At 37.2% G+C, this 16,160-nt stretch carries 13 protein-coding genes; all 13 read left to right on the forward strand.

What is annotated here, in order from left to right; translation table 11 throughout:
• Window positions 1-137 precede the first annotated feature (137 nt).
• The 13 genes from EPR_RS08875 (at window position 138) to amrS (ending at window position 16,157) form a co-directional block, all read left to right on the forward strand.
• The gene (locus tag EPR_RS08875) at window positions 138-734 is read left to right on the forward strand and encodes a TetR/AcrR family transcriptional regulator (protein ID WP_200762868.1); all 597 of its coding nucleotides are present in this window, start codon (window positions 138-140) and stop codon (window positions 732-734) included.
• An 11-nt stretch (window positions 735-745) separates the two neighbouring features.
• The gene (locus tag EPR_RS08880; RefSeq protein ID WP_200762869.1) at window positions 746-1,900 is read left to right on the forward strand and encodes an HlyD family secretion protein; all 1,155 of its coding nucleotides are present in this window, start codon (window positions 746-748) and stop codon (window positions 1,898-1,900) included.
• Between the two features lie 9 nt (window positions 1,901-1,909).
• Window positions 1,910-3,235: an NAD-binding protein gene (locus EPR_RS08885; RefSeq protein WP_200762870.1), complete on the forward strand. Its 1,326-nt coding sequence runs from the start codon at window positions 1,910-1,912 to the stop codon at window positions 3,233-3,235.
• Window positions 3,217-4,668: a TrkH family potassium uptake protein gene (locus EPR_RS08890; protein WP_200762871.1), complete on the forward strand. Its 1,452-nt coding sequence runs from the start codon at window positions 3,217-3,219 to the stop codon at window positions 4,666-4,668. Before EPR_RS08885 ends, EPR_RS08890 begins: the two co-directional genes overlap by 19 nt.
• Window positions 4,668-5,810, forward strand: coding sequence for an MFS transporter (locus EPR_RS08895; RefSeq protein ID WP_200762872.1), 1,143 nt, complete (start codon window positions 4,668-4,670; stop codon window positions 5,808-5,810). The genes EPR_RS08890 and EPR_RS08895 overlap by 1 nt, the downstream gene beginning before the upstream one ends.
• Window positions 5,803-7,428, forward strand: coding sequence for an ATP-binding cassette domain-containing protein (locus EPR_RS08900; RefSeq protein WP_200762873.1), 1,626 nt, complete (start codon window positions 5,803-5,805; stop codon window positions 7,426-7,428). Before EPR_RS08895 ends, EPR_RS08900 begins: the two co-directional genes overlap by 8 nt.
• Window positions 7,429-7,455: 27 nt before the next feature.
• Window positions 7,456-8,577, forward strand: a complete 1,122-nt coding sequence (locus EPR_RS08905) for an ABC transporter permease (protein ID WP_200762874.1) — start codon at window positions 7,456-7,458, stop codon at window positions 8,575-8,577.
• Window positions 8,574-9,671, forward strand: a complete 1,098-nt coding sequence (locus EPR_RS08910; protein WP_234697133.1) for an ABC transporter permease — start codon at window positions 8,574-8,576, stop codon at window positions 9,669-9,671. Before EPR_RS08905 ends, EPR_RS08910 begins: the two co-directional genes overlap by 4 nt.
• Window positions 9,672-9,726: 55 nt before the next feature.
• Window positions 9,727-10,485: a polyphosphate kinase 2 gene (gene ppk2 / locus EPR_RS08915; protein WP_200762875.1), complete on the forward strand. Its 759-nt coding sequence runs from the start codon at window positions 9,727-9,729 to the stop codon at window positions 10,483-10,485.
• 80 nt (window positions 10,486-10,565) lie between these two features.
• Window positions 10,566-13,529: an EAL domain-containing protein gene (locus EPR_RS08920; RefSeq protein WP_200762876.1), complete on the forward strand. Its 2,964-nt coding sequence runs from the start codon at window positions 10,566-10,568 to the stop codon at window positions 13,527-13,529.
• Window positions 13,530-13,599: 70 nt separating this feature from the next.
• Window positions 13,600-14,502 carry an eIF2B alpha/beta/delta subunit family protein gene (locus tag EPR_RS08925; RefSeq protein WP_200762877.1) on the forward strand — a complete coding sequence of 301 codons (903 nt, stop codon included), beginning with the start codon at window positions 13,600-13,602 and terminating at the stop codon, window positions 14,500-14,502.
• On the forward strand, window positions 14,486-15,076 hold the full coding sequence (locus EPR_RS08930; protein ID WP_200762878.1) for a flavin reductase family protein: 591 nt from the start codon (window positions 14,486-14,488) through the stop codon (window positions 15,074-15,076). Before EPR_RS08925 ends, EPR_RS08930 begins: the two co-directional genes overlap by 17 nt.
• 55 nt (window positions 15,077-15,131) lie before the next feature.
• Window positions 15,132-16,157, forward strand: coding sequence for an AmmeMemoRadiSam system radical SAM enzyme (gene amrS / locus EPR_RS08935; RefSeq protein ID WP_200762879.1), 1,026 nt, complete (start codon window positions 15,132-15,134; stop codon window positions 16,155-16,157).
• Window positions 16,158-16,160: the final 3 nt, after the last annotated feature.

A 16,160-nucleotide genomic window follows, 5' to 3' on the forward strand; every position in this document is an offset into this window, starting at 1 on the left:
CTCTTTTTAATTATTAAGTTACCGATCATCGGCAAAAATCCAACCGTAATCAGTGAATTATATTCATTTTTTTATTAACTCATTCTTATTTAAGAAAAACTGTTCTACAATTATGAAAAAAGGTTCAAAGAGGCGATATGAAAGAGAAGATTAAAAGCAGAGTCAAAGAACTGAAAAAAGAGCTGGTTTTGGAAGAAGCAACTTCCTATTTCGAAGAAGTTGGATTTGAAGCCTTAAAAATGCAGGACCTTGCCAAAAAATGCAAAATCTCTGTAGGAGCTTTGTATCAGCTTTTCGGCTCTAAAGAGAATCTTTTTTACGAATATATTTTGCGTCAAATCAATATTTTTTACCAAAATCTTTTAAAAAAATGCGAAAATGCCAAAAGTCCGGAAGAGAAGCTGAAAATTTTCATAAAACTGAAGTTCGAAACTTTCTCCAAAAAACCAAAAATCATCCAGGACCCTATTGCAGGCGATCCACTCTTTTTTTACAAACTGAACAGAAAAAAAGGGAATCCGGCACAGATTATATTGGAGTTTTTGGCCAGGGAGTTTGAAAATCTGAATAAAAAAAACGCTTTGAAATCGAAAAATTTTCTGGAAACCGCATATGTTTTCAACTCTTTCACTTTCGGTTATATAGAATTCTGGCTCGATTATGACGGTAATCTGGAAGAAAAAACAGAGGAAGCCTATCGCATCTTTATAGAGGGTATACTCAAAAAATCATAAAGGGACAGGCTATGAATGCCAAAAAATATCTCTCCATATCTTTGTTTGCTCTTCTGCTTACCGCTTCAGCATATTTTATATATATAAAGCTCAATCCAAAAACTCTACCGCCAAACCTGATAGCCGGAACCGGAAGAATGGACGGTGATCTTATAAATCTCAATACAAAATATCCCGGACGAATTGAGAGTATTAAAATCGAAGAAGGTGTAAAAGTCAAAAAAGGAGAGATTATAGCTGTTTTAAAAAGTGATGAGATAGAAGCGAAAAAAGAGGCTCTATCCAATCAAATTGAAGCTGCCCAAAAAGAGAAAGAAGCCAAAGTCACTGAACTCGAAATTGCCAAAAAAACCATTCCCCTTACTGTTAAAAAAGCAAAACTGGCACTTCAGACAAGACTACATCAACTTGAAGAGATAAACAGAACCATTCAAAGCCTTAAAGCCGTTATAGACCAGGATAGAAAAGATTATGAGAGACAGAGAAATCTTTTCAGACAAAATCTGGTAGAAAGCAGAAAACTGGAACTTGCAAAACTGAGACTTACGACCGATTCAAAAAAACTTGATGCATTGAAAGAGAAACTTAGCCAGGCAAAAGATGCTGTAAAAATCGCCGAAAACGACCTGAAAAATGCACGGGCACAGCTTTTAAAAATCGATGCGCTTCAAAAAGCCATAGAGGCACTTGAAAAAAATATAGATGCATTGAAAGCCGGCAAAAAAGAGCTGGAAGCAATGATTTCGGAAATGACTATCATATCGCCGACTGAAGGATTTATAACAGCGAAAACAGCAAATGAAGGAGAGGTTTTGGGAGCAGGAATGAGTGTAGCCACACTTGTTTCGCCCAAGAGTCTATATCTGAAAATATTTATAGATACTCTTGAAAACGGTAAGATAAAAGTAGGCGATAAAGCGGTTATATTTCTTGACAGCCATCCGGATATGCCTATCGAGGCAAAAGTGGTAAGAGTGGCACAAAAAGCGGAATTTACTCCAAAAGAGGTTAGTGTCAGAAGCGATCGTATCCAAAGAGTGTTTGCGGTACATATAAAACCCCTAAAAACCAATCCTTTACTTAAACTTGGTATACCGGCTATAGGTATAATAAGTACCGACGGTAAGAATCTGCCGGAAAGCCTTCATGATATTCCCCCGCTGTAAGGAAGAAAAATGGATATTATCATAGCTGGTGCAGGAAGAGTCGGTTTCAGGCTGGCTAAAACCCTTTCTATAAAACACAACGTAACGGTTATAGACCAGAATGAAGATGCACTGAACAGACTGATGGAGAGTATAGACATACTTACTGTTGCAGGAAATATAGAAGACCCCGATACATACATAAAAATGCACGACAAAAGTGCTGATCTGTTTATTGCAGTTACAGACCTTGATGAAGCAAATATCATATCTACTCTTATAGCCGATGATATGATAAAAGTCGATAAAAAGATAATAAGGCTCAAAAACAGCTTTTTTGCAAAAAGCTCGATAGCAAAAAAACTTGAAATTACTGAAGCTGTTTTTCCGTATGAAGCGACTGCTGCTTCGGTTGAAGCTCTTTTTGATTTTCCAAAAGCAAACAATGTAAAAAGCTTTATACATACCTCTTTCAAACTTATTTCCGTAAGGGTTCAGATAAAACCGGAAAAGATATTGAAAGTATCCGATATTGCAAATGAAAAAACAGCCGTAGCGGGAATAGAAAGAGATAAAAGTTTTTTTATTCCGGACCTTGATACTCAGATAAGAGAAGGGGATCTTGTATATATATTCGGAGATGAAAATATTATAAAAGAGATATGTTCGGTATTGGACACAAAACTGCCTAAAAAAATAAAAAGGGTAGTAATTTTCGGAGCAAAAATATCAGGTTTAGAGATTGCAAAAAAACTTGCCGTAAAAAATATCGACATTAAAATAATTGAAAGTGATATAGAATTATGCAAAAAAGCATCATATACTCTGCAGGAAAATGTCACAGTAATAAACAGCAAATACAAAGAACATCATCTGTTTGAAGAAGAGGGGCTGAAAAATGCCGATATGCTTATAGCATCAAGCGATAATGACGAAGAGAACATCATAAGATGTATAGAGGGTAAAGAGTACGGAATAGAAAAAGTTGTGGCCATCAACAACGATATGGAGTATTACGCTCTTATGCACAAACTGGGAATAGTAGTTGTAAGAGGACCAAAAACCAATGCATACTATTCTATTCTTGAAAAGATTGCTTCAAGTTCCGTCATAAGCGAAAAGCACTTCTGCGGAGGAAGAGGTGTTGTTTTTATGAGAAAAGTGTTTCCCAACTCAAAACTCATCGGAAAAGAGATCAGGGCTATCAGGTATAGAAAAGCGCGGTTCTATCTACTTAGAGAAAACAGAATTTTCTCTTTTTCAAAAGAGATAGTCTGCAAAGAGGGAGATATAATAACCGTATTCGGATATACATCCGAAGAAGAGAGGCTGAAAGAATGGATATACTCTCTTTAAGAAGTATACTTAAATTCAACGCCTACATAGGATTGGCAATATCTATCTTCTTTCTGATACCTATTGGTGCGGGATTGATATATTCGGAAAATATCAAAGATTTTTTTCTGTTTGATCTTCTTCTTTTCGCAGGCAACTTTGCCGTAATCGCTTTCTTTTTCAAACACAACATAAAACTCGGTATAAAAGAGAGTATAATTTCCGTAAACCTCGTCTGGATTCTTTGCAGCCTATGGGGAGCCATTCCCCTTTTACTCTATACCGATATCGGATTTTGGGACGCTTTTTTTGAAGCTGTAAGCGGCTTTACTACAACCGGGGCTACAATATATACCGATATTGATTCGCTGCCCAAATGGGTTCTTCTTTTGAGGTCTTTAATGCACTGGCTTGGAGGAATGGGTATCATCGTCCTCGGAGTAGGACTTTTTTCTTTGATAAATCCTACAGGCTCGCTAACTCTCTTCAAAGCCGAATCAACAGGTATAAAACTCGAAAAACTGACCCCAAAAATAAAAGATACAGCAATCAGACTATGGGGAATATATCTTTTTTTGACTCTCATTGATACCCTTTTGCTCAAAATCGGCGGAATGAACCTGTTCGATGCTGTAAACCACGCATTTTCAACCATATCTACAGGCGGATTTTCTACAAAAACAGAATCTCTGGGGCATTGGCAGAGCCCTTTTATCTTGTGGGTGACAACAGTTTTTATGATAATTTCCGGGATAAATTTTCTTGCGCATCTGAAGCTTTTTTACAAAGATTTCAGAGCTTACAACAGCGAAGAGGTAAAATGGTATCTGAAAATCTTTCTTCTTCTCTCAATCTTGCTGACAACTGTACATTTTTTCAGCAGTGGCGATACCTTTTTTGACTCTATAACCCACTCATTTTTTACAATAGCTTCTATTTTGACAACAACAGGCTTTGCATCTTTAGATTATGAACAGTGGGGAGCTATGGCAACAGCGCTTGTATTTGCAGCCATGCTTATCGGAGGAAATGCAGGGTCTACCGCCGGAGGAGCAAAAGTAATAAGATATGTTGTACTTTTCAAAAACTTATCCGTACAGATAAAAAGGATTCTTCATCCCAGTGCTGTTATAGGGATATTTGTTGACGGTCAAAGAATAAAAAATGATGTACTTGGATCGACTGCCGGTTTTCTGCTTCTTTTTGCCGCGACAAATACACTCATAGCGCTTTATCTTTTTGCAAGAGGATATGATACTCTTACATCGGTAAGTACCGCAATAGCTATTGTGGGCAATATAGGTCCCGGATTTTCTCTGACCGGTCCGGCTCAAAACTATGCACTATTCAGCTGGGCGGACAAAGCCTTACTCTCTTTCGGCATGATTGCAGGCAGACTAGAGTTTTATACAGTTATTATGCTGTTTAGCAGAGAGTTTTGGAAGAGATTCTGATGAATAAAAACATTGTATATCTTGGGATCGTAAGTTTTTTTACGGATATGGCGACCGCCATGACAGTTCCTCTGATTCCCATATACATAGTATATGCTCTTCATGAAGGAGTAGACAAAGTAGGCATCATAGCTTCGCTCTCCGCTTTTGTCTCATACGGACTGAGATTTTTTTCAGGATATATCAGCGACAGGTACGGGATTGTAAAACCTCTTGTGGTTACAGGATATCTCTTTTCCGCATTTTCAAAGCCGCTTCTTGCTTTCACTGCGGACTGGAGAGGGGTTGCCCTTCTTAGAAGTCTTGAGAGATTTGGAAAAGCTTTGCGCTCCGCGCCGAAAGATATGATGATATCGTACTATTCATCAAAAAACAGGGAAGGAAAAAGTTTCGGTTTTCACAAAACACTTGATATTGCAGGAGAGATGAGCGGAAATATTATACTTTTTGCTCTGCTGTACTATTTCGGAAGTTCAAAAGAGATAATACAAAATATTTTTATATCTACCGCCATACCCGGAGTTATAGCGGTGATCATTATGATTTTCTTTGTCCGTGATATAAAAAAGGAAAAAAAGAAAATCAGATTTACCCTCAGGGATAAAGAGAAAAAAATTCTAAAAGTATTAGGATTTTATTTTGCTTTTATCTTTTTCATCTTTTCACAGCCTTTTTTTATTCTAAGAGCAAAAGAAGCCGGTTTTTCTACACATACCATACCGCTTTTGATGATACTTTTTACGCTTGTTCAGACACTTACAAGTTATAAACTGGGAATCCTTACAGACAAAATCGGTGCTAAAAAGATTCTTTTTATGAGTATGGGGGCCGGATTTTTGGCAGTTTTGTCTCTGATAGACAAGAGTACTGTCTGGTTCGCATTTCTCTTTTTCGGAATATTCATGGTAGGCTCTTTGAACGCTTTGAGGGCATACATATCAAAAGAGAGTGTAAACCAAGGAACCGTCTACGGTATTTTTTATACATTCAATGCCATTACGGCATCTTTGGGTGCTCTTGTTTCCGGATATTTGTGGGAACATCTAGGCTTTAATGCAGCACTTCTTTTCTCGAGTACCGGTATGGCAGTGGTACTACTCTTTTATGCAGCAAAAACACTTCCGGATATCAAAAATGGCTGATCTGGTTATAAAAGAGGTTAGCGTCAAATATAAAGATATAACGGCTTTGAAACCGGTATCCTTTGAAGCCGACAGCGGCGAAATTATAGGATTTATCGGTGCTGATGGGGCCGGGAAAAGCTCACTTATGCACGCTATTGCCGGAGTTAAAAGCTTTTCGGGAGAGATAAGATACAAAGATATTATATACCACTCTCCAAAAGAAGCCGAAAAAGCAAAGCCGTATCTTGGTCTTATGCCCCAGGGTATCGGACTTATGCTTTATGATCTGCTAAGTGTTGAAGAGCATCTTGAGTTTTTCTCGGAGATAAGAGGGGTAAAAAAGGATAGAAAATTTTTTGAATACAGGCGCAGACTCCTCAAAATGGCCGGCCTTGAAAAGTTTACAAAAAGGGAGGCCGGAAAGCTGAGCGGCGGTATGAGACAGAAACTCTCTCTTATATGTACACTTATTCACAAACCCAAACTTCTGATACTCGACGAACCCACTACCGGAGTGGATCCTTTGAGCCGCCTTGAACTATGGGAGATTCTTGACGACATTAGAAAAAAACAAAACTCTTTGATACTAGTAAGTACTGCCTATATGCAGGAAGCCGGAAAGTCGGACAGAGTACTGCTTTTTGAAGATGGAAAGGTGATAGCCCAGGGCAGTTCAAAAGAGCTTATAGAAAGCGCCAGGCCCTATGTATATGAAAAAACCGAGTGTGAAGAGTGCATATCTGTGCACAATACTACATACTCTGTGAAAAAGCTTGATGCAAAACACAAAGAACCTACACTTGAAGCTCTTTTTTTTATAAACTATCTTAAAAAATATAAAAAGCCCCCCGAAATCAAAACACCCAAAAAAGAGAAACAGCGAAAGATACCCCCTGTTATACTCGAAGCAAAAGGATTGACCAAAAGATTTGACAGCTTTGTCGCAAACGATCATATAGATATGAAGCTAAAATCTGGTGAAATACTCGGCCTTTTGGGTGCAAACGGAGCCGGAAAAACCACTTTCATCAAAATGCTCTTGGGGCTTTATCCTATCGATGAAGGCGAACTCTATCTGCTTGGAAGAAGAATAAAAACCGGCAAAGACAGAGAACATTTGAAAAATCTGATAGGATATGTCAGCCAAAGATTTGCTCTTTACAGCGACATGACAATAAGGGAAAATCTCAACTATTTTGCATCAATGCATAAAATAGATATCTTAACTGCCGCAAAACTGATAGAGAAATATGCACAAAATCTCGGCTTCAAAGAGTACCTTGACGATTTTCCCAAAAATCTGCCTCTTGGAATAAACCAGCGCTTCTCCGTCGCTGCAGCTCTTATGCATGAACCTGTAGTTCTTTTTCTTGACGAACCCACATCCGGTGTAGACGTTATTGCAAGAGCGCAGTTTTGGCAGCTTTTAAGAGCACTGAAAGAGGAGTGGGGCATTTCTATACTTATCACTACCCATTATATGAATGAAGCAGAGTTCTGCGACCGTGTAGTCGTTCTCAAACAAGGCAAAAAGATAGCGGACGACAGTGTGGAAAACCTATATAAAAATTTTCCCGAAGCAAAAAGTTTCGAAGATATCTTTTTACAGTTTTATAAAAGTGATACCGGTTATTAAGATTAGCGTATCCCGAAAGGATTGGTTTTGAGACTAAATGTCATTAAAGCATATATTTTAAAAGAGTTTACAGAACTTTTTCGCTCAAAAATAATAGTTATGGTCTATTTTATGCCTACAATGATTATCATTCTATTCGGATACGGTATCAGAATGGAGGTAACTGATATAAGAACGGTTATTCTTGACTACGACAACTCCAAACTATCTTTGGATCTTATCTCAAAATTTGAAAATTCCAGATATTTTGACGTTGATACACTGAATATATCCGAAAAAGATGCCCTGAGTCTTATAAAAAAGGCAAAAAAAGATATCATCATAATTATCCCCGCAGGATTTGAAAAAAATCTTTTAAAAGGCATAAAAAGCGAAATAGGTATATTTATCGATGCTTCCTTTCCGGTAAGGTCAACAACAATGGAAAATTATACAAAAGGGGTTATTTTGCATGAGGCCGCAAATCTTGCATCCGAAAAAGGAATCGAGCCGAAAAAACTGATCGAAATAAACCAAAGATACCTGTTCAATCAGGGTCTCAGAGACGAAGATATGATAGTTCCCGGCCTCATTGGTCTTGTTTTACTTGTAGCTCCCGCAATATTGTCGGCCTTGCTTATAGTAAAAGAGAAAGAAAAAGGGACGATTTTCAATTTCTACTCGTCCCCTGTAAAAAAAAGCGAATTTCTCATAGCAAAACTGACTCCGCCGTTTCTTCTGCATTCAGTCAATATTTTCATACTGTTTTTATGGGCCACATATCTTTTTGATGTCCCTTTCAGAGGCAGTTTCTGGCTATACTGGCTCTCTTCGGAACTCTATATAATAATCAGTATAGGTATCGGCCTTCTGGTATCCATAATTACTTCTACGCAGATAGTAGCGGTAGTTCTTTCCATTATAATTACCATTATTCCTGGTTTTTTATATTCCGGAATGTTGATGCCGATATCATCCATGGAAGGGGAGTCCTATATTGAAGCCCATATATATCCGGTTATGTACTACAATCATATTGTTTACGATACATTTCTCGTAGGAAACGGTATCGAGTCTCCTAAAAACCTTTTATATCTTTTCATACTTGCAGCTTACGGGCTTTTTCTGATTTTTTTGGGATCTTCGATGATAAAAAAGGAGCTTAAATGATCTCCTATATAAAACAGTTCTGGACCATCGTGGCAAAAGAGCTGTTCAGCTTTCTGAGGTCTTGGGGGCTCGTTGCGGTAGTCCTGTACTCTTTTACACTCGATATCTATATAGCCGGGAAAGGAATAAGTCTGGAGGCAAAAAATATAAGTGTGGGTGTCTTTGACAATACCAGCGGTGCTTTGAGTAACAAAATCGTCTCATCTTTACACAAACCGCAGTTTAAAAAGCCGGTTTTTTTCAAATCCGAAAAAGAGCTGCAAGACGCAATATTCAATAGAGACATAATGATGGGGCTTATATTTGATTCCGACTTTGAAAAAGAGTATTTTCAAAACAAAAATCCCAGAATTGATGTTATACTTGACTCAACTGCGGCAACGCAGGCGTATATGGCACTTCAATATCTGGCAAACATTGCAATGGATGTCTCTAAAATTGAAAATCTGTTTCCTATCGAACTGAAAATACACAAACTCTTCAACGAAAATGCCGAAAACTCCTATTTTATGGCCATATCCGAGATGCTATCCATCATAACACTTATAGGAGTGATACTCAGTGCGGCAGTTTTCGTAAAAGAGAAGGAACAGGGAACCTGGGACATGATGCTTCTTATGCCGATTAACTCGAAAATTACCATACTTGCAAAAAGCTTTTCTCAGGTTATTATCATACTTGTGGGCACTTTTTTGTCAGTTGGACTTATACTGTTCGGCGCTTTCGATGTCCCTTTAAACGGCTCTTTAATGGCTTTTTTTGCATTGAGCTTCTTTTTTACATTCACTATTGCGGGTATAGGTCTTTTCATTGCCGCTGCTTCAAAATCGATGATGCAGGTAACACAGTTATCTGTAATAATTATGATGCCGCTTATATTCCTGAGCGGCGCATGGACGCCCATATATGCAATGCATCCTGTTTTACAATATATGTCACTGTTTTCACCTTTGAGATTTTATATAGAGGGTACTGAGAGTATATTTTTCAGAGGAACGCCGATTGAGGATTTATGGATATACTTTGCCGGTGTTCTGATTTTGGGGATTCCTCTTTTTCTATACGGTTTCAGAAAAATAGGAAAACTGTTTTGAAATTTTTGCAAAACTTTTATATACTGAATTTAATGCTCTAGAAATGAGGTGTTGAATGGAAAAAGAAAAATACAAAAAAGAACTGTACCATCTGCAGGTGGAGCTTGTTAAATTTCAGCGCCACGTTATCAATAACGACATAAAAGTATGTGTGCTTATCGAAGGCAGAGACGCGGCAGGAAAAGACGGAACGATAAAAAGGTTTACCGAACATATGAGTCCGAGAGATACAAGAATAGTCGCACTGGGAAAACCGACGGAAATCGATAAAAAATACTGGTATTTTCAAAGATATATTCATTATCTGCCAAGAGGCGGGGAGATAGTCTTTTTCAACCGCAGCTGGTACAACAGAGCGGGTGTGGAAAAAGTGATGGGTTTTTGCACAAAAAAGCAGTATGAAAAATTTATGGAGCAGGTTCCCAATTTCGAACATCTCCTTGTTCACGACGGAATGCTGTTTTTCAAATACTATCTTGATATAAGCAAAGAAGAGCAGAAAAGAAGACTCGAAGAGAGGAAAAAAAATCCCTTGAAGCAGTGGAAATTGAGTCCCATAGATGATATGGCACAAAAACTGTGGAAAGAGTATTCTCTGGCACGAGATGAGATGTTTTCAATGACACATTTTGCATATGCTCCCTGGACGATAGTGAGAGCCGATGACAAAAAAAATGCGAGACTCAATATCATAAAAAATTTTCTAAGCAGAGTAGACTACCCCGAAAAAGATGAAAAAATCTGCATTTTTGACCCAAATACGGTTTTTGACTTTGATATAAGCTGTTATGAGAAAGGAATGATTGCTCCTTAAATTTTGTATGTTTAAAATATTTTTTAAATATATAAGCTATAATTATCTTATCCCTATCCAAAAATTACCAAGGCATAGCTGTGCATATTAAAAACAGGATACTTGTAGCCGTAGCTATTTTGATAGCCACAGCGACAGTAGCCAATCTCTTTTTTGAAGCTCTTAAAGAGAAAGAAAATCTCAAAAGAAAAATTGCAGTATACGAAACTCTTTTACACTCTTTTTTTGAAAAGAGACAAAAAGAGTATACAACTTTTTTTTCACAAAGAGCTGCATTTTTTGAAAAAATTCCCGAAATAGTCCTCTCGATTGAAAACAAAGAGAGAGAAAAACTTATCGACACAATGCAGGAAATTTACAAAAAATCCTCTTTTAAAAGCAGCAATGCAACAGATATTTTTTACTCTTCCGACCTTATGTTTTCAGTCAATACAAAAGAACCGGACAAATATGTGGATCTACAAAAACATCTGCTTGTTAAAAAATCCTTAAAAGAGAAAAAAATATATAGCGGTTTTGAAAAAAGTGAAAAAGGTATCTTTTTTGAAACAGTTTCCCCGATTATATTTGAAAACAGATTTATAGGTGTTGTAGAAACAACTATACCTGCCTCTTCTTTTGCAAAAGATTTTGAAAGTATCTTCAAATCCAACAAATTGGCGGTAGTATCTCCAAACGGAAGCAGTAGAGAAAACAATAAGCAAGAGATACCCAATTTTACCTCTTTCATGCTAAAACTTTTTGGACTAGATTTTATCGAGTTTAATAATGAGAGATATTTTTACAGGCACTATATCCCGCTCACAGACATTTCAGGCAATACTCTCGCTTATGTAAAAGTGTATCAGGATGTCTCTACAGGCGTGAAAGACTTTTACAGTGCGATTGTAAGAACTTTTGCAATAAGTATCAGTGTAATATTTTTGATAATTCTTTTTCTTAAATTTTATTTGGAAAAGATTTTTGAAAAACTGAACAAATATCACGAAAGACTTGAAAAAGCACAAAAAATTGCCCACCTTGCAAGCTGGGAGTACGATCTGGAAACAAAAGAGTTTACAGTATCAAGCTCTCTGTTCGAAATTTTAGAGATAGAAAAGAGAAGAATGCTCAGCATAAAAGAGTGCAACCGTTTTATAGTCCCAGATAACAGAGAGTATGTAAAAAAGAGTATCATAAAAGCTTTCAGAGAAAAAAGCGAATGGGATATAGAGTATAAAATAACAACCGAAAAAGGAAATTTAAAATTCATTCACTCTAAAGGTTTCATAAAAACCGATAAAAACGGTAAACCTTTAAAACTCTTTGCAACGATACAGGATGTCACAGAGATAAGAGAGAAAGAGAGGGAACTTAAACTTTACAAAAAAGTTATAGACAACAGCATCGAAGGTGTTATCATAACTGACAGCCATAATAACATCATCTACGTAAACAGTGTATTTACTGAGCTTACAGGATATACTGAAGAAGAAGTTATCGGGAAAAAACCGAATATACTTAGTTCCGGCAGACACGGAAAAGATTTTTATAAAAAGATGTGGAAATCCCTTTATGAAAAAGGGTTTTGGCAAGGCGAAATATGGAATAGACGAAAAAACGGGGAAGTATATCCCGAATGGCTCAACATCTCCACAGTAAAAGACGAAAACGGAAAAATACTCTATTTTGCTGCAACTTTTGCCGATATCACACACCATAAACTTTCAAAAGAGAGATATCTTCAGTTAGCACACTACGATATTTTGACTGGCCTTCCCAATAGACTGCTTCTTTTGGACAGACTTCAGGCCAGCATTTCACATGCAAAAAGAAACAGTAAACCTTTTGCAGTTATGTTTATAGATATGGACAGATTCAAACATATAAACGATACATTAGGACACTCCGTTGGAGATATTCTTATAAAACAGATGGGAGAAAGACTGAAATCATGTTTTAGAGAAACTGATACCGTTTCAAGAGTCGGTGGAGACGAATTTATAGTTCTTATAGAAAATCTCAATAATAAAAACAACGTTCTAAATCTGGCAAAAAAAGTGATAAAAGCCGTTAATAAACCTTTCCGAATAAAAGGGTATGAACTGTTTGTAACCGTAAGTATAGGTATAGCCATATATCCCAAAGACGGCACTACAACAGATGAGCTTCTAAATCATGCCGATATGGCTATGTACAAAGCAAAAGAGCTGGGTAAAAACAGATTTATGTTTTTCGAAAGAGAGATGAACAGGTTTGCCGCTCAAAGACTTTCAATTGAGCATGATTTAAGACGTGCTGTATTAAATGGCGACCTTTTTTTGGAGTATCAACCAAAAATCGAACTTGAAACAGGTAAAATAGTCGGCGCAGAAGCGCTTGTAAGATGGGAACATCCCACTAAAGGACTTATACCCCCTTCAGATTTTATTCCTATAGCCGAAGAAAGCGGAATGATAGCAGATATAGGCAGCCTTGTTCTACAGCATGGAATCGAGCAGATGAACCGATGGAAAAGCGAGTGTAAACAGGATATGATTCTGGCTATCAATGTCTCAGGAGTCCAGCTTTTAAACCCAAAAGAGTTTATAGAATCCCTCGGTTTTTATATAGAAAAATATCCTTCACTCAAGAACAAAATAGAGTTGGAACTGACAGAGAGTATTTTGATGAAAAATATAGATGAAATGATAGAGATGATGTATAGATGTAAAAATCTCGGCTATCACCTTGCGATAGATGATTTTGGGACCGGATACTCTTCACTTAACTATCTTAAACGCTTCCCAATAGATACTTTAAAAATCGACCAGTCATTCATAAAAACACTTGAAATTGATGAAAAGAACAGAGCCATAGTAAAAACTGTCATTTCCATAGCCAAAACCCTCGGTTTCAAAGTTATTGCAGAGGGAGTTGAAAAAAAAGATCATGCACAGTTTCTAAAAAAAGAAAAATGTGATATAGCCCAGGGATACTTTTTTTCAAGACCTCTTTCACCAGAAAAATTTATAGAGCTTTTAAAAGCGCAGCCTTTTGTGAAAAAATTTTCCAAAGTTTTATGATACTATTTTAAAAATTTAAATCTATTTATCGGTACAACAATTATTTACGTGGTTTTTTTGGAGAAATATTTTGCATAATTTGGAAAATTTTTTATCTTTTGAAATAGGAAAAATAAAAAGCGATAACCTTCACGGAGCCTCGTACCTGACAAAAAAGTGTGCAGAACTTATAATATTTTTGGCAAAAAAAGATACAAAACCGGATATTTTGCAAAAAGCCGCCGTTAAACTTGCAGGCGCAAGACCGATGATGGCATCCATTTTCTCTTTTGCAAATTCTCTTCTTTTTTTACTTGACAAACACCCGAAAAAAGAGAAGATCATAAGCTTTTGCAATGAGTTTATCAAAAAATATAATCAAGCTGCTCAAACATCCTCCTCAAACGGAGCAGAACTGATATCTTCCGGTGATACTTTATTGACTCACTCTTTCAGCTCCATCGTTTTTGATGCACTTAAGAGAGCCAAATATTCGGGAAAAGACTTCAAAGTAATATGTACAGAATCAAGACCAGCTTGTGAGGGAGTCAAACTAGCGGAAGAACTTTGTAAAATAGGGATAAAAACAACTCTCATTACAGATGCCGCAGCTCCTTTTATGACAAAAAAGATATCTTTTGTTCTTATCGGTGCAGACGGAACAGGAAATTTCGGTCTGGTACACAAAATAGGTACATATGGAATTGCTCTTTGTGCAAAAGACAACGGTAAAAAAGTTATATCTTTATCGACTTCTCAAAAGTTTTGGCCATACAGTCTCAAACCCCCCTTGGAGCCTCTTAAAAACAGAAATGAAATAGTAAATAACGATTGTTTAGATGTTATAAATATCTATTTTGATTTTACGCCTCTGCATCTCATAGACGCCATCTCAACCGAGAACGGGTTTCTTGGTGCAGATGAGGTGCAAAAACTGTGTAAAAAAATAGAAATACATACTCTTTTAAAGGATAAATATGCTGATAGATTTTAAAAATATAGAACCCATCGAGAGATACAAAATAATGAGTCAAAGCATTTCTCCGCGTCCAATTGCCTGGATAGTAACTCAAGGCAAAAGTCTTAATATCGCCCCTTTCAGCTATTTTTCTCCACTCTCTTCAAATCCTCCCGCTCTTATAGTCTCTATCGGACACAAATCGGACGGCTCTCCAAAAGATACCCTCAAAAATATACTCAAAACAAAAAAATGCACCATCTGTCTGGCAGCTCCCGAAAATCTTGAAAAAATGCACTACAGTTCAAAAGAAGTTGCAGAAGAGATAAGCGAAGCTGAAATGTTTAAGATAAAAACAGAAAAAATCGTTGAAGGTTTTCCGCCGGTCATAACGGAAACACCTTGCGCATTTTTCTGCGAACTGCTGCAAAAAGTTGATCTAAAAGGGAGCAAAACAGTTCCGTTGATACTTGAAGTAAAAGAGTTTTACATAAACGACTCGTATGTTACAGACACACACAGACTCCTTTTTGAACTGGATCTGCTTGGCAGAAGCGGAAAAAACTACATTACAAAATGCAAAAAGATAGAGCCTCCCAAAATACCTTAAGCATCCCTGGTTTCTGATATAATATAAAAAGAAACCAAAAATTAAGGAGGGGACAATGGCAGCTTCCGCTTGGCTCTCCAAAAAACTAAAAAACGGCAAGATACTGTGCGAAGCATGCGCACAGGCCTGCAAACTTGAGGAAGGTGAATACGGTATATGCGGTGTCAGAAAAGTTGAAGAAGGGGAGTTGAAACTTCTCGTTTACGGACGTGCTGCAGCGGTAAACGTAGACCCTGTAGAAAAAAAGCCGATGTTTCATTTTCTTCCCAATACAACATCATTCTCATTCGGAACCGTTGGATGCAACTTCTCATGCAAATTCTGTCAAAATTACGAAATCTCCCAATATCCTAAAGAACATAATTACAGAATTTTCGGTGAAGAACTGCCTCCGGAGAAAATAGTTGATCTTGCGGTAGAGTACGGCTGTAAATCCATATCATATACATACAACGAACCGGTTGTATTCTTTGAGTATACATACGACACAGCAAAAATTGCAAGAGAAAAAGGTTTAAAAAATATTTATGTAACCAGCGGTTATGAGACAAGAAAAGCCATTGATACTCTTGCACCATATCTTGACGGAATGAATATAGATATAAAATCGTTCAGGGACGAATTTTACAAAGAGATATGCGGCGCAAGACTCAAACCCGTTTTGGAGTGTGTAAAATATGCCCATTCAAAAGGTATATGGATAGAGATAACCACGCTTCTGATACCAGGGAAAAACGACTCGAATGAAGAGATAAGAGACATTGCAAAATTCATAGCAGAACTTGACACTGCTATCCCCTGGCATGTTTCGGCATTTTATCCAATGTACAAAATGACAGATGTCCCTCCCACACCTGCCGATACGCTTAGGCGTGCGTATGATATAGGCAAAGAAGAGGGTCTTAAGTACGTATATGTAGGAAATATAGACGATCGAAAACATGAGTCCACATACTGTCCGCAGTGTGGGAAAGTTGTTATAGACAGACGCGGCAGAATCGGCCAGTTTGTTACAAACTATCTTGATGAAAACGGTACATGCCCGAATTGCGGATATAAAATAGAAGGAATATGGAAATAAAAA

The organism is Nitrosophilus alvini, from assembly GCF_015100395.1.
Lineage (GTDB): Bacteria > Campylobacterota > Campylobacteria > Campylobacterales > Nitratiruptoraceae > Nitrosophilus > Nitrosophilus alvini.

What these genes read in the sequence shown, in the direction of transcription:
- amrS (WP_200762879.1), top strand. Translation starts at nt 15,132, where the DNA reads ATGGCAGCTTCCGCTTGGCTCTCCAAAAAACTAAAAAACGGCAAGATA.
- EPR_RS08910 (WP_234697133.1), top strand. Translation starts at nt 8,574, where the DNA reads ATGATCTCCTATATAAAACAGTTCTGGACCATCGTGGCAAAAGAGCTG.
- ppk2 (WP_200762875.1), top strand. Translation starts at nt 9,727, where the DNA reads ATGGAAAAAGAAAAATACAAAAAAGAACTGTACCATCTGCAGGTGGAG.
- EPR_RS08885 (WP_200762870.1), top strand. Translation starts at nt 1,910, where the DNA reads ATGGATATTATCATAGCTGGTGCAGGAAGAGTCGGTTTCAGGCTGGCT.
- EPR_RS08930 (WP_200762878.1), top strand. Translation starts at nt 14,486, where the DNA reads ATGCTGATAGATTTTAAAAATATAGAACCCATCGAGAGATACAAAATA.
- EPR_RS08900 (WP_200762873.1), top strand. Translation starts at nt 5,803, where the DNA reads ATGGCTGATCTGGTTATAAAAGAGGTTAGCGTCAAATATAAAGATATA.
- EPR_RS08880 (WP_200762869.1), top strand. Translation starts at nt 746, where the DNA reads ATGAATGCCAAAAAATATCTCTCCATATCTTTGTTTGCTCTTCTGCTT.
- EPR_RS08895 (WP_200762872.1), top strand. Translation starts at nt 4,668, where the DNA reads ATGAATAAAAACATTGTATATCTTGGGATCGTAAGTTTTTTTACGGAT.
- EPR_RS08890 (WP_200762871.1), top strand. Translation starts at nt 3,217, where the DNA reads ATGGATATACTCTCTTTAAGAAGTATACTTAAATTCAACGCCTACATA.
- EPR_RS08875 (WP_200762868.1), top strand. Translation starts at nt 138, where the DNA reads ATGAAAGAGAAGATTAAAAGCAGAGTCAAAGAACTGAAAAAAGAGCTG.